Origin of the sequence: Bacillus tianshenii, from assembly GCA_020524525.2 — a bacterium.
GTDB lineage: Bacteria > Bacillota > Bacilli > Bacillales > Bacillaceae_N > Bacillus_AV.
Genome location: CP129018.1, coordinates 748,329 through 770,578, shown reverse-complemented (window position 1 = coordinate 770,578; position 22,250 = coordinate 748,329). Strand labels below are relative to the sequence as shown.

At 41.9% G+C, this 22,250-nt stretch carries 17 protein-coding genes; 5 read left to right on the top strand and 12 right to left on the bottom strand.

Features of this window, described 5'->3' with window-relative positions; translation table 11 throughout:
• Window positions 1–29 precede the first annotated feature (29 nt).
• The 7 genes from LC040_03840 to LC040_03810 all read right to left on the bottom strand — a co-directional run bounded on the left by LC040_03840 (window position 30) and on the right by LC040_03810 (window position 7,047).
• The gene (locus LC040_03840) at window positions 30–1,439 is read right to left on the bottom strand and encodes a HAMP domain-containing histidine kinase (protein ID WLR52055.1); all 1,410 of its coding nucleotides are present in this window, start codon (window positions 1,437–1,439) and stop codon (window positions 30–32) included.
• Window positions 1,436–2,113, bottom strand: a complete 678-nt coding sequence (locus tag LC040_03835; GenBank protein ID WLR53182.1) for a response regulator transcription factor — start codon at window positions 2,111–2,113, stop codon at window positions 1,436–1,438. Before LC040_03835 ends, LC040_03840 begins: the two co-directional genes overlap by 4 nt.
• 28 nt (window positions 2,114–2,141) lie before the next feature.
• Window positions 2,142–2,735 carry a MotE family protein gene (locus tag LC040_03830; protein ID WLR52054.1) on the bottom strand — a complete coding sequence of 198 codons (594 nt, stop codon included), beginning with the start codon at window positions 2,733–2,735 and terminating at the stop codon, window positions 2,142–2,144.
• 63 nt (window positions 2,736–2,798) lie between these two features.
• Window positions 2,799–3,212: a PepSY domain-containing protein gene (locus LC040_03825; protein ID WLR52053.1), complete on the bottom strand. Its 414-nt coding sequence runs from the start codon at window positions 3,210–3,212 to the stop codon at window positions 2,799–2,801.
• A gap of 130 nt (window positions 3,213–3,342) precedes the next feature.
• On the bottom strand, window positions 3,343–4,983 hold the full coding sequence (locus LC040_03820) for a methyl-accepting chemotaxis protein (protein ID WLR52052.1): 1,641 nt from the start codon (window positions 4,981–4,983) through the stop codon (window positions 3,343–3,345).
• A 28-nt stretch (window positions 4,984–5,011) separates the two neighbouring features.
• Window positions 5,012–5,536, bottom strand: coding sequence for a hypothetical protein (locus LC040_03815; GenBank protein WLR52051.1), 525 nt, complete (start codon window positions 5,534–5,536; stop codon window positions 5,012–5,014).
• A gap of 143 nt (window positions 5,537–5,679) precedes the next feature.
• Window positions 5,680–7,047 (bottom strand): VWA domain-containing protein, encoded by a 1,368-nt coding sequence (locus tag LC040_03810; protein ID WLR52050.1) that lies wholly within the window; start codon window positions 7,045–7,047, stop codon window positions 5,680–5,682.
• Between the two features lie 165 nt (window positions 7,048–7,212).
• Here LC040_03810 and LC040_03805 point away from each other — a divergent pair, with 165 nt between their 5' ends.
• Complete coding sequence (locus LC040_03805; protein ID WLR52049.1) at window positions 7,213–8,547, top strand: hypothetical protein; 1,335 nt, start codon at window positions 7,213–7,215, stop codon at window positions 8,545–8,547.
• 50 nt (window positions 8,548–8,597) lie between these two features.
• Here the strand turns inward: LC040_03805 and LC040_03800 are convergent, their stop codons facing one another.
• The 3 genes from LC040_03800 to LC040_03790 form a co-directional block, all read right to left on the bottom strand.
• Complete coding sequence (locus LC040_03800; GenBank protein WLR52048.1) at window positions 8,598–9,239, bottom strand: hypothetical protein; 642 nt, start codon at window positions 9,237–9,239, stop codon at window positions 8,598–8,600.
• Between the two features lie 188 nt (window positions 9,240–9,427).
• Window positions 9,428–9,655: a GrpB family protein gene (locus LC040_03795; protein ID WLR52047.1), complete on the bottom strand. Its 228-nt coding sequence runs from the start codon at window positions 9,653–9,655 to the stop codon at window positions 9,428–9,430.
• A 14-nt stretch (window positions 9,656–9,669) separates the two neighbouring features.
• Window positions 9,670–10,506 (bottom strand): LysR family transcriptional regulator, encoded by an 837-nt coding sequence (locus tag LC040_03790; protein ID WLR52046.1) that lies wholly within the window; start codon window positions 10,504–10,506, stop codon window positions 9,670–9,672.
• A 168-nt stretch (window positions 10,507–10,674) separates the two neighbouring features.
• Here LC040_03790 and LC040_03785 point away from each other — a divergent pair, with 168 nt between their 5' ends.
• The 3 genes from LC040_03785 to LC040_03775 all read left to right on the top strand — a co-directional run bounded on the left by LC040_03785 (window position 10,675) and on the right by LC040_03775 (window position 11,595).
• Complete coding sequence (locus tag LC040_03785) at window positions 10,675–10,995, top strand: SMR family transporter (GenBank protein WLR52045.1); 321 nt, start codon at window positions 10,675–10,677, stop codon at window positions 10,993–10,995.
• 28 nt (window positions 10,996–11,023) lie between these two features.
• Window positions 11,024–11,326 carry an SMR family transporter gene (locus LC040_03780; GenBank protein ID WLR52044.1) on the top strand — a complete coding sequence of 101 codons (303 nt, stop codon included), beginning with the start codon at window positions 11,024–11,026 and terminating at the stop codon, window positions 11,324–11,326.
• Between the two features lie 119 nt (window positions 11,327–11,445).
• Window positions 11,446–11,595: a hypothetical protein gene (locus LC040_03775; protein ID WLR52043.1), complete on the top strand. Its 150-nt coding sequence runs from the start codon at window positions 11,446–11,448 to the stop codon at window positions 11,593–11,595.
• A gap of 66 nt (window positions 11,596–11,661) precedes the next feature.
• On the opposite strand, the gene LC040_03770 is transcribed toward LC040_03775, so the two are convergent.
• Entirely contained in the window at window positions 11,662–13,257 is a 1,596-nt protein-coding gene (locus tag LC040_03770) for a sensor domain-containing diguanylate cyclase (protein WLR52042.1), read from the bottom strand.
• 241 nt (window positions 13,258–13,498) lie between these two features.
• Here LC040_03770 and LC040_03765 point away from each other — a divergent pair, with 241 nt between their 5' ends.
• On the top strand, window positions 13,499–14,218 hold the full coding sequence (locus tag LC040_03765) for a TIGR02206 family membrane protein (GenBank protein WLR52041.1): 720 nt from the start codon (window positions 13,499–13,501) through the stop codon (window positions 14,216–14,218).
• Between the two features lie 26 nt (window positions 14,219–14,244).
• Here the strand turns inward: LC040_03765 and LC040_03760 are convergent, their stop codons facing one another.
• Window positions 14,245–22,164 (bottom strand): S-layer homology domain-containing protein, encoded by a 7,920-nt coding sequence (locus LC040_03760; protein WLR52040.1) that lies wholly within the window; start codon window positions 22,162–22,164, stop codon window positions 14,245–14,247.
• Window positions 22,165–22,250 lie beyond the last annotated feature (86 nt).

The window sequence follows — 22,250 nt, the reverse complement described above, 5'->3', positions numbered from 1 at the left end:
AAAAAACCTCAGCACTCGACTAAGGTTTTCTAGCTTCCATCTACCGGAAAGGTTACAATCACACTTGTTCCTTGATTCAGCTCGCTTTCAATCTGGATTGAACCGTCGTATTTTTCAGTTATCCGCTTTGCAATCGATAAGCCAATTCCGTACCCGCCTTTTTTTCGATTACGTGATTTTTCAACCCGGTAAAAACGTTCAAATACATGTGGCAGCTCATCCTCTGGAATGCCAATCCCGTAGTCCTGCACTGCAATCTCCACGTTGTCGTTCTCCTTCTGTAGCCGTACGTCGATTTGCTTAACGTCACTTGAATATTTCATCGCATTATCAAGTAAAATGACAAGCAGCTGCTCCAAATGTGTTCGGCGAATCAGCAGCTTGCATGAACAATCGCCGTCTTCAAACCGAAAAACGTAATTTTCATCGAGCGGTTCAAAGTTTTTGACCACTGCCTTTATCACTGGGGCGACCTCGATTTGTTCTAGCTCTGTCCGCTCATAACGTTCGGAATCCAAGCGAGACAGCTCTAATAAATCCTGCACTAAATGGGTCAAACGGTCGACCTCTCTTAAGGAGGATTTCAGCGATTTATTTAAAACAGCCGGGTCATCCTTTCCCCAGCGGTCAATCATTGATAAATGCCCTTTCATTACTTGCAGAGGGGTCCTCAGCTCATGTGATGCATCTTCAACAAACTGTCGCTGCTGTTCAAAGGATGCTTCAATCTGATCCATTAGACCGTTAAAATGCAGAGCAAGCTCGGAAATTTCATCATGATTGTCACTGACATGCACCCGTTCTTTCAGCCCGTGCTTTTTGATTCGATCAACCGTATCAGACATTTCCCGAACAGGCGTTAACAGATGCTTTGCAAGGATCACTCCGCCGAATAAACTTAAAATAATCGCCCCAATGCCTGTCGCAATCATCACCAACAATGATTGGTTGATAAGCTCATCAAGCGTTTCTAAGTTTTTCACAATTTCAATCGTCCCAACAAATGAACCGTCCATCAGAGGAGTGCGAACAATTAACAGCCGATCTTCCCCATGTCTTAATAATTGCACCTGTTTTGTGGTCGTATTTTCAGGCTGAACCCAGCTTTCAGGCACTCCGTCTGAAACAGATAATAAGACCTTTCCGTGATTGTCAATAATGCGAATCGATTGAAATTTTTCATTTACCTTTGTTACAAAAGTAGCGCTGTTATGAATCAACTCCGGCGATAAACGCTCCTGTTTATCCTGATAATAGGCCTGAAGCTCCTGCATATGATTTTCAATGATTTGCTGCTCATGACGCACAATCCAGTTATTCATCACTAGAAATTGAAAGACATTATACGTTAAAAACAGCACACTTAACAGAAGTGCTGCTCCTAGCGCCAGCTTCCATTTGATTTTTAAATTGCTTAGTTTCGCCCGCAGTCGTTTCATTCTCTCATCACATACCCAACTCCACGAATGGTTTCAATATAACTTTCTCCACTTTCAGGGTTAATCTTACTGCGCAGATAACGAACATATACATCGACCACATTTGTTTCAACGACACTATCATATCCCCAAATCTGTTCTAAAATTAACTCCCGCGTTAGCACACGATTCTTATTTTGTAAAAATAAAAGCAATAAGTCATATTCCCGCTTTGTTAAATCGATTGTTTCCTTTTCCTTTTTCACCGTTCTTGCGAGCAGGTCCACTTCAATTTCCTTCATTTTAATCGTTTGTGAAAAGGAGTTTTCACTTTTTTCTACCCGTCTAAAGATAACCCGCATTCTTGCTAACAGCTCTTCAATGGCAAACGGCTTTGGGATATAATCATCTGCCCCATTATCAAGCCCCATCACCCGGTCCATGACACTGTCTCTTGCTGTCAGCATAATAATCGGCGTGTCCTTCACACTGCGAATACGCCGGCAAATTTCAACCCCATTTAAGCCTGGCAGCATCAAATCAAGCAGAATTAGGTCAAAATCTTCATGTAATGCGATTTCTAAACCCTCTCGACCTTCAAACGAAACATCTACCGCAAACCCTTCATGCTTTAACTCCAGCTCCAAAAATTCAGAAATGCTTTCTTCATCTTCAATAATCAGAATCCTTTTCACCATGAACACTCCCTGTATTTGTTTCTTGCTATTTCTTTATTTGTTTCGTCTGTTGATTCAACAGCACTGTTAGTTCCGCCGCATCCGCAGGGTCCATTTCGCTCATTATGGCTGCACTTGTCTCCTTTTGAATGTGCAGCAAAAGATCAATGGCATCCTGCTTATCAACGTTCGATAAAATCGCGGCTGCTTTCGCCGGGTCCATCGTTTCATACATGTTCACTAATTCATCTCCCTTTATTGTAGCTTGTTCGTTCGTTATTTGGGCTGTTTTTAACTGATTTGTCAAATCTTCAATTTTCTTCAAATAGGAATCGATTTCTGTCTGCTTGCTTTTTAACTGACTTTCTGATTGAGATAGGGCTTCCTTTTGCTGCTTAATGGTTGCGTTGAGCGCTTTGAGGTCCTTGCTTTTCTCCTGTTTTGCATTCGCTGTCGCTGCAACCGTTGATACACCTGGAATATGGTCTTTCACAAGCTGGATTGGGTTATATCCAGCGACCTTTAAGACGCCAAATGTCAGTGCACCTGCAAATATCAATGGAATGAGAAAAACAAAGAAAAACCATTGAAGCTTACGAGAAGCTTTCTGTTCTGCTTGCTTGTTTGCTGCTTTCTTCATTTCAAGCACCTCACTTATTGAATGAGAAAAGACACGGACTGTGCCGCGCCTTCTCCTATTGCGTTAATCGTTATCGTTTTCTTCTCCGTCTTCTTCCTCTACGCTGCCGTCTTCTTGCTCATCTTCGTCATTGGTGTCTATTTTCAACACTTTGCCTGTAACCGCATCAATTTTCACATCTTTTGCTGTGCCGTCTTTTGTTTCAATTTCGACTCCGTAGACGACAATGCCGTCCTCATCCTCTAATTCCGTATCGACCACTGTGCCCGGTACTTCTTTTAAAGCAATCGCTTCACTTTCAGCTACCGTAAGTTTAGCTTCCTTCTGAAGTCTTGCCGCTTCCTGCTCCTCCGATTGCTCCGGCTGAACGACAGCTTGTGTTGAAGCTGCAGATGACTTTGTTAAGCTAACACCAGCAAAGCCGGCTCCAACGATTGTGAATGCTAATGCAGGGACTAGAATTTTTCTTTTCATCATTTTTTCCTCCTCAATTTGAATGTGCCTTACATGTTTTATTAAACAACCTGAACATTAAAAGTTAGATGGTCGATGGATAAAATGTACTTTAGAATTTCATGAGAATTTTTTAATTTATGAAAGACATCGCTTAACTCTTTTGGATCGCGATCACGGTTTCCTCAAGTGAGCGGGCAATGTCTTTAAGCTCACGGTGTGAATCATTAATTTTCTCAATTAAATCGAGCTGTTCCTGTGCTTCTGATGCGACCGATTGCGCAATTGAGGAGGTGTCAGAAGCAATTTTGCTCATCCCGTCAATTGATGCGAAGATTTCCTCAGCCGAAGCTGACATTTTACCTGTTGATTCTGAGACATTTTCAATTTTTGTTGTAACTGCTTTAATCGCTGCTACCATTTCTTCAAAGCGTTCTCCCACTTGGAGGACATGGCTGGTTCCTTCATGGACCTCCTCTGTTCCGGCCTGCATCGCAGTCACTGAAAGCGTAATATCATTTTGAATATCATGGATAAGCGTTGAGATTTTTGATGTCGCTTCACTTGATTGTTCTGCTAAATGTCTAACTTCATTTGATACCACGGCAAAGCCTTTCCCGTGCTCACCTGCACGGGCTGCTTCGATAGCTGCATTTAGTGCTAATAAGTTTGTTTGTGCTGCAATATCTGAAATCACACTCACAATCGTGCCAATTTCAATTGACCGGTCTTCTAACCGTTTAATAATTTGCGAGGTGTGATTGACATTTTCAGAAATAGTTTTCATTTGACTGACCGTTGTTTGAATGAACGAATTTCCTTCTTCTGCTTGAGTCAGCATTCGATTGGCTTCAGATGTGACATCTGTTGTGTAGGTGGCAACCTCATGAATGCCTTCATTTAACCCTTGTAATGCATGACGGCTGTCATATGAGCTTTGCACTTGGACTTCAGAGCCTGAGGCAACCTGCTGCATCGCAGACGTTATATCCCCGCTTTTTTCATGAACAACTTCAGAATGTCCTGTTACTTGACTCGTCATTTTCGCCATTTCGCTCGTTGCACTTGAAATTTCATGAATCATCCGTTTCAGACTGTCGGTCATTTTTTGAAAAGACGATGAAAGAGCACCGACCTCATCATTTCTGTTTAAAAGGAAACGCTCCACTTCAATCGATAAATTTCCGTCTGCAATTGCTGAAGCGGCCTCCCCTAATGTAGCGAGTGGACGTGAAACAATCTTCCGAACAAATAAGGACGTAATCAACACACCTACAATCAGCACGAATATCATCGTTCCAATCATTAAGAGAAGATGCTTTTGCAGTGTTTCATTGGCATGTTTTAATGTAAAAGTGATACCAGCGACATATTCAACTTTTCCATTCAGATGAAGAGGTGCTGTCACATCAATGCTTTCTTTTGATATAATTGGAATGACCTTATCACTCTCAGCTGCCGCAACATCCTCTGGATCAGCCGGCTTTCCAATGAGATCCGAATCTGATGATGCAATTACTTTTGGCTGATCACCTAATGCATAAACATTAAAATCAACCAACTCATCTAATGAAGCCGACAGCGCTGTAATTCGCTCTTGGAACATCTGGGCACTTACAGAAGAACCGTCTAGCCCAGCTTCAAACGTATGAATAATCGCTAATGCTTTTTCTTTTTCTTCGTTAATTAAGCTTGTTTTACTTTCCATATAAACAATGGTTGATGTACTTGTGAGTGTAATTAAAAACATTAATACAATTAGTATATTTACCTTCCTTGATATCCCATTCACCATACTGTCCCCCTATTTGAACTCCTTTTTCTTAAATGACTAGATGAATCAATAATGCAAGCCCAAATAACAGGGCGATCAGCTGATGAACTCTTTTATATGCTGCATACTTTTTGTTCTTCCCCCGTTTTTGTAGAAGAAGCCCGAATGAAACAAGCACGACTAATCCAATAAATGTTGCAAGCCCGCTGTAAACGCGGTCCATATGCTCGGATTCATTTAATAAAAAGTAAACACCGTGACTTGTCGCAACAGAAAACACAACCCAGCCAATAAACGTGTGGTACGTCCTTAGCAGTTTAAAAAGCATCTGTACATAATGGCCAAACGACATTTTTCGTTTCTTAACAAAACCAACCGCATGCCGCACAAGCCACAACGCCCCAGCCCCAATCGCTCCATATTCAGCAATCGCGCCAAGTGTTTTGCTCATTTCCTCCATCGTATCTGTTGCACCTGTTAACAGGCCTAATGCAAGCAGCGCAGCACTTGCCGCAATTAACAAAGCTCCTCCCACTTTAATGACTAGTGAAAATGGTTTTAGTGCATTCAACATACGTTCTCACCCTTTTTCCTATCATTTGAATATCCACATCTTAACGAACAAGAATTAAAAACAATCGTTCAATCAGATTAGAATTTTCTAATAAAAAGAAAAAGCCGCTCCTTTCATGAGGAAAGGAACAGCTTTCAATTAAATTAATAGCTATTTTTCTTATCAATCGTTTCACTTATTTTTTCATTTCCTTCATCAATATAATCGCGCCATTCATCATTGCCGTTGTTAACGGCTTCTCGCCACAGGTTGTTGCCTGTATCGACGGCGTAGCCCCAAATGTCATCGTGTCGGTCTAGAATAAGTGAATAGGTGTCATTGACAGGGTGTTCATAATCATCGTATTTGTCCTCGAGGTAGGCTTGTGCTTCTTTTAAGCGCTTTTTCTCGCGGTCACTTTTTTCCTTTAATTCATCTTTTGTGCCATGTGCTAATTCTTTCTTCTCTTCTTTTACAGCAAATGCTTGCTTTTTCCCTTCATTTTTCCAATCTGTCCATTTCTTTTGCAGTTCTTTATACTGCTCTCGCATGTAGTCCTTTAATTCACGTTCAGAATCAACATAGGTGAATTCACCATTACCTGCATCGGCTACTTCTTTCAGCAATGCCTGCCCTTTGTTATCTACATCAAAGCCGATAATGTTGACGACTGTTTTCACGTTTTCGGTCTCACTTAATTTTTTCGCTGCTTCCACAGGGTCCCCGTCGCATGTTTCAATTCCGTCACTGACGACATAGACGATTACTTCCTCAGCATCGTTTGGAATGTCTTTTTCGACAGCATTCAATGCTAAAGCAATCGGTGTCCAGCCAGCTGGTTGGAATTGTGTTAAGGATTCGTCAAATTCCGCTTCATTATAGTTCCCGTTAAAAACCGTTTCTGTCTGACTGCAAGATAACTGCTTATCTTGATCACTTCCGCTTCCTTTATGCCCATAAATACGCAAGGAAACCGTTGCGCTCTGCGGAACAAGCTCGGCAAAGTTCTTTATCGCTTCCTTTGCCGTTTGCATCTTTGTTTTCCCATTGATCTTTCCATTCATACTGCCGCTTGAATCCATCAATAAAGCAAAATGCGTTTTCTTTATGCTCGGTTTATCGATGTCACCATCAGGCCTCGCGATATCAACCTCAACACTTGAGTCAAAATTAACAAACGTTTCGACCCCTTCATGATAGTCCTCCGCCAGCAAATAAAGCATTTCATCTAAGTATTGCTCAGCCGTTAAATCTTTTGGTAATTCGTCTAGCGCGGCATGCACCTTTTCTTTGTCATAATTGTCTCCGCTGTATGTACCTGGCTTTCGCAGCATTTCTTGTTCCACGTCCGTAAGCTCTCTCGCTGGGTCTTCAAGCTCGTAGTACTCGGCTGTTTTTTCTTGATATTCGTTACTTGCCTGCTCTTTTTGCTCACTGGATGACTTGCTTTCGGCTGTTGCATCACTGCTTGAATCATCGCCACAACCAGCAAGAAGTAGCATAAGGCAAACGAGCATCCATACGTTTCTCATCTTCAACCCCCCACTGCAAAAAAATAGTATATTTTACCAAAATGATTTACCCTTTCTTCTACTATCATAAACCAAAATACTACCAACATAGTGAAAAATAAATACGTTCACAATTAGGCGCTCACTTGAATACTTTAATAATGGGGAAATGAGGTGATTTTACCGATGAAGTCTACTTCACGACTAACACCTATGCAGCTAGAGCAAAAGGTTATTCATCTAACGTCTGAATTGAATTCGATCAAAACAAAATGGAGAAGATTTAAGCGGACAAATTATTATGTAGAGCTGAAAAGTCTCGAAAGTCAAAACCAAACACTCTTAGAGAAGCTAACGACGACAGAAGAAGAAATCGCAACGCTAAAAAAACAATTAGAAGAAAAACAACAAGCAAAAGCAAGCCTTCTACAAACAAAAGACCATGAGCTAGAGAAGCTAAAGCAACATTATGAGTTAGAAGCTTACAAACTACGAACCGAAAAAAATCACGACATCCTCTCGTTTCAGAAAAAACTTGATCAATTGTTTCATTGGCAAGGTCATTATCAAGACAGCTTAACGAAAAATAAAAAATACAAACAATTACTCGAAGACTTCCAAAGAAAGTTCAATCAACTTACAGACTTCGCCCAAACGATGCAGGTTCAAAATGACCTTCTACAAGCAAAGGAACAAGAACTACAGGAGCTAAGACAGCAACATAAACTAAGTGAAGAGCGCTATCAGAATGAAATAAACCAATTAAAGGAGCATTCCCTTACAGAAACGAACAAACTACGGTCCGAATATGAAAAAAACACTCATCTACTTAAACAGAAGGAAGCTGAACTACTTAAATGGCAAAGCAAGTACGAAGAAAGCGTTGCGCAAAATGAAGCAAACAAACGATTACTTGAAGACTTGCAGGAGAAGTTCAACCAGCTTATTGACTTTGGCCAATCCATCAACACCCAAAATGAACAGTGGCAAAGTTGGGTCCAAACTATTCATGAATCATTTAAAGAGCATTTCGAAACGCAAGAAAATACGCTACAAGAACAACATCAATCATTACTACAGCAATCCGAATCCATCCAAACAATATTAAATACACTTCCTGAACATTATCGTCAATTAAATGACCAGTTAGCTTCTCTGGAAATGAGAATGAAGAAAAACACCAAATCACCACTCCACCGCATCGTAAGCCAGGTATATGAAATTAAACAAGAACACCCCATTGAGGAGAACATATATAGGAGGCCTAAAATGGATAATCATAACGAGAAAGAAAGCCAATCAGGCGAACACCAACCAACAAATCATGAAAACGAATCCTTGCGAAATCGTGGATTCATGCCAAAAATGTCGAAAACGACGTCTTGGAACATAGATGACTTAGAAAAAAAATATGAGCAACAGCAACAAATCAATGACATTCTCACATCACTACAAAAAATTGATACAAAAATAGACCGCCTTGAGAAATTAATTGTTGATTTCACAAAGCCTGCTGAATAAGGAAAGAAATCCAGTAGTATGCGTGACTACTGGATTTCTAGTCTTGCTAATTATCGAACGTCACCACAAGGGATATATTCGTTGAATGGATTCTTGATTGTAACATCTGAATCTGGGAAGCGTCTTTCAGCTGTTACAAGCATGTTGTCGTGTCTCCATAATTTCAAGTTGTAGTCGATTCCATACGTAAGCACTCCTGTATCTGTGTTAACATTACAGAATAAATCAAGGATATCTACACAAGAACCGTCGATTTCACGGATAATGTTTCCAACAGGAATATTCGGAGATGATGCAAATACAGGATTCACACGCGGAATATCCATTGTTAACGTTTCACGAAGTCGACCGATAGTTATACCAAGCCGGTTAATAAGAACAATTACAACTCTCGCTGTTACACGAATCACATCACAATTCGGGAACGGCGGCTCAGCCGTTAAGCAGCACAATTCAAGACGGCATTGCGTAATTTCATCCACGAAGCCAGAACCTGATAAAGCACGGCATGTTCCAGATAACTCTGGACAAAACATCCCATCATTCACATCAATTGTGTCGCTTAATCGCTGATTAAGCCTTTCATAGATAACGTGCTGTACACAAATATCTGCGCGCGGGTCTGGAATCTGTTGTACAATAACGTCCCCGTTCTCCTCATTGGCTTGCGGTTGATTTACTTCTTCAGACATATACATTCCCCTTTCGATATTTTCAGAAGAACGATTTCGTCATCGTTACTTCTTAATACAATCATATTCAGCAACAGCTTTTCGGGTTGTGTAATTGCCTATTATTGGAATAAATATGTGAATGACCACACTTTTGAAAGAGGAGAAAAAGCAGGGGTAATTAAAATGATTGAAGTTGACCTCGTTGCCTATCTGTTTCTATACCATTGGAGTGCAGCTGTTTCAATTCTTTGGATAAATGGTCCTTTCCCTTCGATATAAGCGTCAATGTCATAAGGAAAGCGCTTTGCCAGCTTTTCTTTTAAGCTGCTATATTCCTCTTTCTCCCCGAAAACCTCTGATAACTTCTCGGCCTCCTCTATATAGCGCTCTCTCCATGCTTTGTCATATGCGATTACTTCAACCTTTCTCATCATTCGTCTTCTCCTTTTTATGAATATGACTGAAATTTATCTGCTAGAAAATCAAGCATCGGTGCTGTCACAGCATACAGGTACATGTGTCGTTTTAACGGAACACCTGCTATTGGCAGGAATGTTACACCTCGATATTCCATCTGCTTCGCCATAATGCTCGGAAGGTATGCAATGCCGTTCCCAAGTGAAACGAGGCCAACCATTAGATGGTAGTGTGTTTCAATTACTTCACCTTGAAAGTTCTTTTCCTTCATCATGTGACGCATTTGTTCAGCCAATGCTCCTTCAGGGGGGATGATTTGTGTCTTTGACAAGCATTCCTCCATCGTCAGCTCTTCCTTTAAGGAGAAAGGAGATGAAGTCGGGACAGCCGCCACAAAATCATCTCGAAATAAAAATGTCGAATGAAGATTTTGAACTGAAGGAAGATCCTGTACAATCGCGGCGTCAATCTTATTGGCAATTAATAAAGGAACAAGCTCCTGGCTGTCATCCTTAATCTCCGTCACATGAATGTTGATAGCCGCAAGCTTTTCATAGTAATTATGTAAAAAATAAGTGCTCAACAATGGCGTCGAACCGAAACGGATTTTATCATCGCTTTTGTATTGGTTAATTGTTGTATCAATCTGCGCAAACAGCGGCTTTAACTCTTGATACAGTGCCTCACCTTTCTCTGTTAGTGCTACACCTTTGACTGAGCGGTTGAATAATGAAAAGCCAAGCTCCTCTTCTAACAGCTTCATCTGCTTACTAAGTGCTGGCTGAGAAATATAAAAATGCTGAGCCGCTTTCGTGAAGCTCTTCTGCTGTGCAATCTCAATAAAATATTTCAACTTATGCAGTAACATTCGCTTCTTCACCTATCCATAACTAATTATTATAGAAATCATCTCTAAAAGATGTTTTCTGCCCTTAACTATAACTATAGGTTATCATATTATGTATTTTTTATATTACCAGCTGCCCTTAATGGCGAGTTATCCTTGAAGTACAGAGGATCTCTAAGGAGGGCAAGCATGAGAAAAGTGTATATTCTATTAGGGCTCTCTATTTCATTTGAAGTAATTGGGGCTTCATTTATGAAAAAAACAGAAGGATTTCAGCAGTTAGAGGCGAGCCTGATTGTCATCATCAGTTATGGCTTGGCATTAGTGCTCTATATCCTCATTACGAAGGAGCATGAGTTAGGCATCATCAACGCCCTATGGTCTGGCGGAGGCACCGCAATCGTTACGGTTATTGGAATTTTACTTTTTAATGAAGCGTTGACTGCTACAAAGCTATTAGGAGTTGGACTTGTGCTGAGTGGCATTTTCGGCCTGAACGGAAAAGGTTAACAATAACTATATGGAAAGAGGGGTTACAATGAGTTATTTCATCTTAGCATTGCTTCTTGCAAGCTTAGGAAATATAAGCGTCAAGCTTTCGTGCGGGTTTCAAAGAATCCTTCCTAGTATTTCGGTGTTCGTTCTGTTTGGATGTTGCATTTATTTCTTAACCTTGTCTGTTCAATTTATTGAAATCGGTGTCGCCTATGCTGTCTGGTCAGGCGTCTCCATCGCAGCAACAACTGTAGCTGGGATTCTCTTTTTTTCAAGAAGAGGCAGACAAGAAGAAATTTATTTCAATCGGGTTCATTATTGCCGGGGTGCTCATCCTATAGGATGAGCACCTTTCACTGTTATTCATCATTAGTAAAAGATTAACAGATCCTTCTCTTTCTGTGGTTCATTTTCTGCAACCTAGGGTATAGAAACAGTAAGACATACAAAAAGGGAGTGATCTCGATGACATGGCTGGTAGCTTTTGTTACAAGCATCTTAACGTTCGCTTTCCTTATTGACCGAAAACGAAAGAAAAATCGAAATACAGCGCAACAACCAATCAATCCACATGAAAAGCCTGGGGGAAAGCAACAATTACCTTATGGGCGATAACCGTTATACAGGCGGCGGAGATATTGGATAACAACGAAAAAAGGTAAGCCCTCTAAAAATGAGAGCTTACCTTTTGTGTGCTGCAACTGCCGGGTAGGATTGAGCTTTATAAATTGTCGTGCGGTTGCGTCCTTTTTCTTTTGATTGATAGAGAGCGGCATCTGCTCGTTCAATAATTGCTTTTGGATGAATGTCATCGTCATAGAAGGATGTTACCCCGATTGAAATGGTGATGTGCTCACCTGTTGGATTGGACATTTTTTCAACCTGTTTCCGCAATGCTTCAGCCATTCCACATGCTTCTGCTTCATTGCAGTCTTTGATGAGAACGCCGAATTCTTCACCACCGTAACGGAAACAAACATCCTCCTCACGAAAAGCAGTCGGCATGTTTACAGCTAACAGCTTTAACACCTCATCTCCTACCAAATGACCGTACGTATCATTGACACTTTTAAAATGATCGATATCAAGTAAAAGAAGTGCAAACGGCGTACGCTGCTCGACATAATCGTCGATAATACGGTCAAAAGCTTTGCGGTTTGCAAGCCCTGTCAAACCGTCAATTTCGATTTCTTTATTTAATAGATGAAAATGATTTTTTATATGATGACATAGTTGACGAATTTCATAAATGTTCGAGTCAATATCCAATCGCTCCAACGGGATAGATGGCTTATTGCAATCAGTCGCATCCTCTGAAAACTTCGCTAATGTATTTATCGGCTTCGTTAAATGATTGGCAAGATACCAAACGATAACCAAAATCAACAGCAACAACGGCAGAGCTTGAATGCTCATTCTGAACATCAGCTGATTCAGCGGCTCTTCAATCACTGATGTCGGCGTTTGCGAAACAATTCCCCACTTGCTGTTTTCTTCATAAATATAGCCAGAGAAGAATTCTTTCCCCTGTGTATTCACAACTTGGGCTGAGCCACTGTTTCCTTGCATTAACTGCTGAACAACTTTATTTGCAGCAACCGACTCTGCAATACGTGACACATCAGGGTGATACACGAGCTGACCTTCCTTATTCACAACATACACATACGAACCGTTCTCAAGCTGCTGCTCATTCAGAATGTTTTTAATCGCATTATCACTTTCTAAATACACAGTTCCAGCCATAACGCCTTTAAAAACACCCGATTTGTCAAAGATCGGAGACGAAACAAGAACGATCATTTGCCCAGAGGTTGCTTTATAAGGCTCAGAAATAAACGGCTTTTTCAGCGCTAACGCTTTCTGAAATGGTTTTGATTTAATTTCGATCCCTGCTTGAACAACAGCCCCGCCTTTAAACTGAACGGCCTTCGGGCTTATCGTTTGAATAACACCATGTTCATCTGTAATAAAAAGTGAGTTAAAAAACATTTCATTTGCATTTTTCCATCCGTCCAACTCTCTTTGGCTAAACGAATGGTAGCTCGAAATATCCGCAAGTGCATTGATATTTTGCTGCATGTAATGAAATAAATCACTTGTACTCGCGGCAAGCTTCTTTGCGTAATTATAATTGCTTTCTAGATAATTAGCTTTGAGCGAGTTATTGAGCGCACTCTTGGCTACAATACCACCGACAATAGCAGAACATATGACAGACATGATAACGAGTATACTTAGTGCAAATCGTAGCTTAATTCCCTTTTTTCTAGTCATAAAATCCTACTTTCCTTCTTCCATATACGAAATATCTCTATCTATTTTACCAAAAACAGTATGATCAACCAATCCTTTTCATGTCTTTTACATAAATAATCATTTTTCTGTATTTTACCATAAATAATGTGAGTACTGATTTAATTAAATTGTTCTTCTATAATCTCCATATGTTATTGAAATACACAATTTTATGTTAGTATCATAAGCTAAGAAGCTCTCAAATATTGGAGTGGACGCAATGGTTTATCTTAATCAAACTGATTACCCATTTGAATTATTCTCGCCGGCACATCTTTTTATGCTTGGGGCGACGTTTCTTTTATTGTGCTGGATGTATCTCTTTCGCGAACGGATTCGGCGAAAGTATAAGCGTCCCTTCGTTATTGTGCTCATTCTCTTACTCGTTCTTTCTGAAGTTACCTTTCATTTGTTGTTTTTATGGAATGACTGCTGGGATGCGGCGATTCATTTACCGTTTCAATTAAGCTCGATCTCACTTTACTTATGTACGTTTATGCTCATAACGAAAAACTATCGACTATTTGAAGTCTCTTTTTTTGTAAGTATGACAAGCGCTTCGCTTGCAATTGTGACGCCTGAGCTGTTTTACGGATTCCCGCACCTGCGCTTTTTTCAATTTTTCAGCGCTCATATTGCCGTTATCCTCGCATGCTTTTATATGGTATGGATTGAAAGGTTTCGTCCGACATTCCGCTCTGTCATACGAGCATTTGTAAGTCTGAATGGAATTGCGGTCGTTGTCTTTTCCGTGAATCAATTGCTAGGCTCGAACTATATGTTTCTAGCAAGGAAGCCAAGCAACGCGAGCCCGATGGATTATCTTGGCCCTTATCCATGGTACCTTCTGTCACTAGAAGGAATCGCGTTTTCATTATTTACACTCATCTTTTTCATCGTAAAATGGAGCGAAAAACGAAAAAATTCCCTTAAGCAATGAGAAGCACTGCTTAAGGGAATGCTGTTTTAGCGTGTTTCTTCTACTACATGCTCATGTCCTGCATCATCAATGATAAACGTATGCGTTCGGGCTGCTTCTTCAATTTCTCGGAAAGCCCAATGCGTTGGCGCTACGTCTGTAAATGTCGGCTGTAATTCACCATGCAGTGGTCCCCGCTTGAATAAACGGTTCAGCACTTTCGCTGCCTGTGCTCTTGTCAGCTTTTCCTCTGGACGGAATAAACCATCTACTCCTCCATTCATCACATTGAAGTCACGAATGACATGAATTTCTTCATAAGCCCAATGAGCTGCTGAAACATCAGTGTAGCGTTTCGGCGCTGCCTTCATTTCTTGACATTGTTCGCACTCTCGTTGAAGCCAACGATATGCAATTGCAGCCATTTGTGCACGTGTAATCGGTTGTTCAGGGTTAAAAGTACCTGCTTCATTTCCAACCATCAGCTCAAATTGCTTAACAGTCGCGATTTCGTTATAAGCCCAATAAGATTGCGGCACATCGTTATACAGCTTCGGAACGTTTTCTAAGATGCCTACATTTCTTGCAAGCATTGTTGCCATCTGCGCTCGCGTTACAGCATCCTCTGGCTTGAAGTTACCATCTGGATAGCCTTGCATATAGCGCTCGTGCGTTCCTTCTACATCCGGCTCTTCTTCTGGTTCTTCTGGTTTGGCAGGTTTACTTGGTGCACTGCCCCCTCCGCTTGAACCTCCGCCGCCACTCGAGCCGCCTGAACCTCCGCTTCCAGAATCATTGTCATCAGTCGGCGGTGTCCAGTTCAACGGACGCATCACTAAGTCATACTCAACGATACTTGTGCCGACGTGAATGATCCCGTCTTTGATCCAGCTGTCTGTCGGAATCACTTCTTCACGCTTATCGTTACGGCTATCGAATGTATGGTACCCATCCTTCTCAGCAACTAAGTAGTAGTCACCATCCGGGATAACCATCCATGCGTATTCACCATCAGCCGTTGTGATTTGCGGAACATGGTTTTTGTTTGGCGGAAAGTCCGGTAATTCCGGTAACACAACAAGCTCATGCGGTGTGCGTCCATGCTGTTTGTTCACATCTGTGTCAGACCAGTACAGAGACATTTTCACACCTTCAATTGGCTCACCCGTTTTCTCATCTGTTACGATACCGTACGGGTCAATGAGGGTGATACTTACTGAAAGCTCCCCGTCTTCTTGCACTTTGATGACCGCAGTCTTTCCAGCAAGCTTCGTGCCATCTGGCGCTTCAACCTGGTATGTCACTGCGTATTCACCTGGCGGAATGTCGGTTACATTGAAGTCACCATTTTCATCCGCTTCAATGCCTTCAACTTCCTGACCATCTTTCGTACGAAGAGACGTTGTCACTTTTCCTGCTGTACTTAACACATCCTGCACAGATTTCGGTGTTCCGTCTTTCTTATCCGTCATCAGCAATAATCCGCTGATTCCTTTGTTTGACTTCACTTCCTTGCCGACATCGTCAAGCTCGCCGACGTCTGCTTTTTGTTTCGTTTTCACCATTACTTCTTTTCCGTTAATGTTCATCGGAATCGTAATCGTCGGACGATATGTCCAGTTACCGCGTGGGACATACACCTTGTACCGCCCGTCTTCACCTGTTGTAAAAGAAGCTTCAAAATCAATCACACCATCACCGTTAAAGTCTTCCGCAAATTCAACGACTGCTCCTTTTGCCGGCTGCCCTGTCGTTTGGTCTTTGACAATCCCCTCGACTGAAGCTGGCATGAATTCAATAATGACGCTGTTTTGAAGCGGCTGGCCATTTGCGGTGACCGAAGCTGTGACCACTTCTTTTAAAGGTTTTGTGTTTTGTAGCTGAGGTGCGGTTAACGTTGTTTTCGCTGTCCCGCTTGCATCTGTCGTAACAGTTGTGCTTGCTAATGTTCCAGCGCTTGCTGAGAACGAAATCTGCTCACCTGCTACAGCAGTGCCATCAGCCTTTTTCAACACTGCGGTAATTGTTGTCGTTGCTTGCCCATCACCGACAATAGCACGTGGTGATGCATTCAATTCCAAGGTTTGCGCTGTGTTAATCGTAAAGGAGACCGTTTCAGAAAAGATTCCTTCTTCCCCTTGACCTGCTCCTTGTAATTGAAGCGTATGCTGCCCGTCAGCTAGCTTAGCTGCTGGCGTATACGACCACTTTCCATCCATTCCAACTGAGATTTTCCCAACATTCTTACCATCTAGAAGCACCGTCAACAGACTTCCGTTAACAGTACTGCCGTAAAACGTTGGTTTACTATTCATCAGCTGTGCTCCGTTTGTTGGATGTTGGATGCTAATGCTTTCGAGCTTCTTAGCTTCTCTTGTTACAAGTATTGTATAGACCTCTGTCTGGTTGTTAGCTGTTGCTTTGACCGTAATCGGATTAACGCCTTCTTGTAAAGAAAGAGCTGTTGAACCATTCACGGCTTTTCCGTTTACGCTCACCTCTGCTTCTTCAACATTTGTAGCAATTGATAGGTTGATTGTTTCAACTTCATTCGCTACCGTCATTTCATAGTGCTTTGTTGCCGGTGTGAAAGCTGGTTGTAGTGCACCTGGTGAAACAGAAAGGTTTGCAATAATTTGCTCTTCAACTACTTTTACTTTAAAGCTTATGCTCGTTTGAAGGCCTTCTTCATCCGTGGCTGTGACGGTGATTTGCGCGTTGCCTTTTTTCAGAGCTGTAAGTTTTAAAGCAGAACCATTTACTGAGTTTGTTACAACACTCGCATCAGAGCCACTTACGGTATATGTGATGCTTCCTTCATCTGTAAAATAGTTTGAAAGATTAAGTGTTGTGCTCATTTGTATGGCTAGCTCTTGGTCAGCGATTGGCTGCGTGATTTCTGGTGCTTTGTTTTCTACGATACTACTAATCGTAATTGTCTTCATTGCTTCATTACCTGCCGCGTCTTGTGCATACACGGTGTAGGTGCCGTTTTCTGTTACGGTAAATTTATTTGCAGCGAGCGGTGTTCCGCCTGTTGCGAAGAATAAGAGACTAGGCGCTCCTTTTTCCCATTTTACTGCGGAAACTTCACTGCCTGTTCCATCGACTGCTGCCGTTACAGTAACGACGCCGTTTTCAGGCTGTGAGGCCGTTAATGAAATGGTCGGCGGCACTGTGTCTGCCGGCGGTGCAGGCGGGTCTGGTTTGTCAACTGTAAAGGATACTCGTGCTTCATTGCCTGCTGCATCTGTTACAACAATTTCGTAGGTTCCATCTTGCGTTACTTCCGAATGATTGACAAAAGCAACCCCATTTAACTTCGCAGTTCCTTCATTAAAGGAAATGGTGACATTGTCGTCATAAGTCTCGCCTTCTGTCACACCTGTAATGACTGGTGGGGTTTTATCAATTGTAAAATTGATTTTCGCTTCATTACCGACATCATCAGTTGCAACGAATTCATAACTGCCTTCATCCGTAACCGTCGTTCCATCAGTAAATGAATTCCCATCTAATGTTGCGGTTCCTTCAATAAAGCTTATCGTCACATCTGTATTGTATGCACCACCATCAGCCACACCTGTTACAGTAGGCGGTGTTTTATCAAATGTAACTGCACTTCCTGACGTTACGGCTGTTACTTGATCTGAAACGGCATTCCCTGCAAGGTCTTGAAAATCGAGCGTGAAGTTAATCGTTCCTTCACTGTCCGTTTCTTGCATGTCGTAGGTTGCCTGCCATGTCGTATCGTCACTATCCCCTGCGTCTGTTACGGTTGCTGTATTTCCTGCAATTGTAACAGTCGGAGATTGAATCGCTTCATCCACCGCAATCGTAAGGGTGATTGTATCTCCAGGCTTTGCTTTTGTTGTAATCGCATTGCTTGAACTCATTGTCACTGCTGTTGCTTCTGGTGCTGTCTTGTCGATCGTAAAATCAACCGTCGTCTCATTGCCTGCAGCGTCTGTCACGACTAATGTGTAATCACCATCAGCACTAACAGAATCACCAGCACTAAACGAATTCCCATCTAATTTCCCAGTTCCTTCATTAAATATAACCGTCACGTCTGAAGAATAGACGCCACCATCTGTTACGCCTGTAACCACTGGTGCTAGGCTGTCAATTGTCACAACAGAGCCTGACGTTACGCCTGTAACCTGTGAAGCCGGATTTCCTGCCAAATCTTGAAAATCAACTGTCAAGCTTGCAGAACCTTCTTGGTCACCACTTTTTACAACATATGTGGCTTGCCATGTCGTCGCATCACTGTCACCTTTATCTGTAACCGTTGCCGTGTTGCCAGCTATCATTACAGTTGGCTGTTGGACATCTTCACTTGTTTCAATCTCAAGCGTAATCGTATCGCCTATTTTTGCTTGAGCTGAATCCGTGTTATCTGAGCTCATTGTGACGGTTGGAGCTGTTGGTGCTGTTTGATCAAATGTAACAGCTGAACCGCTTGTTACGGCTGTGACCTGGGTTCCCACATTCCCGACTACGTCTGTCATATCGAATGCAAACGGAACTAAGCCTTCTGTATCACTAGCCTGCATCATATAGGTTGCTTGCCACGTCTTCGGGTCACTGTCACCAGCATCTGTTGGCGTAACGCTCTGAGTAGCAATCGTTATCGTCGGTGTCTGAATCGTTTCGCTTGTCACAATGTCAAGCGTAACCGTATCCCCAACCTTCGCATAACTCGAGTTGCTGTTATCTGAACTCATCGTCACTGTTGCGGTAGGTGCTGTTTCATCAAAAATAACCGGCGTTCCTGTTGTTAATGATGTAACCTGCGTGCCTGCATTCCCTATTACGTCATTAAAATCCAGCGTAAATGCTACAGGGCCTTCTTGATCACCAGATTTTAGCGTATAAGTTGCTTGCCACGTTGTTGCGTCTACACCCTGCGTTACCGTTGCATTTTCTCCAACAATTTTAACTTGTGGTGTTTGCACAGGCTCACTTGTGACAAAATCAATCGTAATCGTGTCGCCTGCTTTAGCGATTGCTGGATCTGCATTACTAGAACTCATCGTCACTGTGGTAGCGGTTGGAATCGTTCCGTCAAACAACACTGAACTTGTATCTGTTGTAGTAGATGCGGCTGTGCCTGCATTTCCAGCTAAATCCTGATAACTCAATGTAAAACTAACATTGCCATCAGTATCGCTATTTTGCATGTCATAGGTTGCTTGCCATTTGGTTGCATCCGCACCTTGGGTAACTGTTGCCGTATTCCCCGCAATCGTGACCGTTGGCTGTTGGATAGCTTCATCTACTATAATATCTAACGTAATGGTATCGCCTATTTTTGCATTTGTAGTGTCAGTATGATTAGAAGAAATTTTTACAGAGGTTGCGGTTGGTACTTCTTTATCAAACGTTACTGCTGAGCCACTTGTTACAGCTGTGACCTGTGTTGCTGCATTTCCGAATAGATCTGTCATATCTAACGTAAACGGCACAGAACCTTCTGCATCACTAGCCTGCATCATATAGGTTCCCTTCCACGTTGTCGGGTCTCCATCACCATTGTCTGTGAGTGTGACACTTTGACCAGCAATTGTAATCGTCGGCGGGGTAATCGCTTCATCCGCGACTACTTCAAGTGTGACTGTGTCACCCACCTTCGCATATGCAGAATTGCTGTTATTTGACTTCATCGTCACGTCTGCAGTCGGCGGCGTTTCATCAAAAACAACCGGCGTTCCTGTTGTTAACGAAGTAACCTGCGTGCCTGCATTTCCTACTAGGTCGTTATAATCCAGCGTAAATGCCACAGCACCTTCTTGATCCCCGTTCTGCATCATATAAGTTGCTTGCCATGTCGTCGGGTCACTATCACCTTTATCTGAGACTGCGGCAGTTTTACCAACAATGGTAGCAGTCGGTGTTTGCACCGCTTCACTTGTGACAAAATCAATTGTGACTGTATCGCCGACTTTTGCGATTGTAGGGTCTGCATTATTTGATTTCATTGTTACACTTGTGGCCGTTGGAAGTGTGCCATCAAACGTAACCGAAGTTCCATCTGTCGGTGCTGTTATCGTTGGAGCAGCATTTCCTGCTAAATCTTTGAAATCTACTACAACACTAACCAGACCTTCTGGATCTCCAGCTTGCATATTGTACATCACATTCCATGTCTGAAGGGGGTTACTGCCCGTGTCAGGTGATGCTGTAACTGTTTTACCTGCTAATGTTACAGTCGGAACTTGAATATCTTCGTTCGATTGAATAAATAGCATAACCATATCGCCAATCTTAGCTTTTGTTTGATCCGTATTCATGATTGCAGCTATTGAAACTGTTGCGGTCGGCGCTGTTTTATCAATCGTAAAATTCACAGTCGTGCTATTGCCTGCATCATCTGTGACAACTAGCGTATGAGCCTGTTCTACACTGACAGTATCACCACTTGAAAATGAACTACCATTTAGCGTTGCAGTTCCTTCATTAAACGTAATGACCTTGTCGCTGTTATAGACTCCGCCCTCCGTTACGCCTGTTACGACAGGAGCCGTCTTATCAATGTTATTGACTGTCGCAGTCGCACTTCCTGTATTTCCTGCTGCATCTTCAAATTCAAACGTGAATGTGCCATTCGCTGGAAACGTATGAGTGTTTGCGCCACTATTATTTGTCACTGTTACCGATTCACTCGGGTTTAGCGTCGCGATAACATCACCATTTGTAGGGTCTGTTTCATCGTAGCTAACCGTTGCAGTCGGTGCTGTGCCGTCAAAAGTAAGAGAAAACTCAGTTGCTGCTTTGTTTGGCAAACCATCCACATCCGTTGCAACACCTGCTGCGACATTAACTTTTACATCACCATCAGCACCAGGAGAAACGTTTGCCGTGTAAGTCGTTACACTTCCCGTTACACTGTTCACCGTTCCATTTGTAACTGATACATCTGATTGGTCAAAGTCTGTCACCGACTCACTGAATTCAATGGTAAAATCAATTGGATTCACATTCGTAGGATTAGATTCAGTAGTTGAAATCGTCACCGTCGGCTGAGCATTAACATTCAGCGTCATCGTATAGGTATCTGCACTATCATCCGTTCCATCATTTACTTTAAATTCGAAGGAAGAATCGATATCGCCTGATAAATATTTAAGCTTACCTGCATCTAAATCTGCTTTACTTACTGTGTCCCCATTAGAAAGTGAATTTGTATCATTAGAAAGTGTTCCACTACTAGGTACAGTTGTAATCGTTATGTGATCGAGTGTATCTCCATCATCAGTATCGTCAAAAGAAAAATCAGATGTTTGGAACGTGTACGGTTGCCCTTCCTTTACACCTACTGCTCCATTGCTTGAGGTTGGGGCATTGTTTGTCGATATCGGACTATCTGAATCTGTTACACTCCCTGCACCTGTTACACTAAAATTTACAGTTCCTGTATCTCCTGCATTATAACCAGTTACAACAATTACATAATTTTTACTAGATGATAAGGTAATATTGGAAATTTTAGAAAGATATTCAGACCCCGATTTATCGTCATTAGCTTTTAATAGATTTACCAAAGGTTGACTTGGGTCAAAGGGAGCTTCATAAACAAATAAAACCGTATCGCTACCCGGACCAGAAGTAGTCTCAATTGTATATTGACCGTCCGTACTTGGGTTTATATATTTTTTAAGGTAATTGAACTCACCAGCATTGCTAGGGTTGCGTTGGTATGAATCCTGTTCTTGTAATTCACTTGGCCCATAAACAACCGTATAGTCATTTGTTATTGACCCATATGCATTACCCTCACCATCGGACATATCGTCCCAAGTCGATTCATGCGGAAATATAGGTCTATAGAATTTATCACCACTTGATAAGTTGCCATTAAATGTGCTTGCGGCATCCACCTGTTTAACTAAAAAACTCCCTTGTGGAAGATAACTCAACACAATAAAAAAAACCAACAATAAGTGAAATATTTTCTTTATCATTTCTATTTGCTCCTTTTTATGATAAATACTCTATATCACTTCCTTAATTGAGATACAAAGCCTATAGCTCAAAATGTTCCATAAAA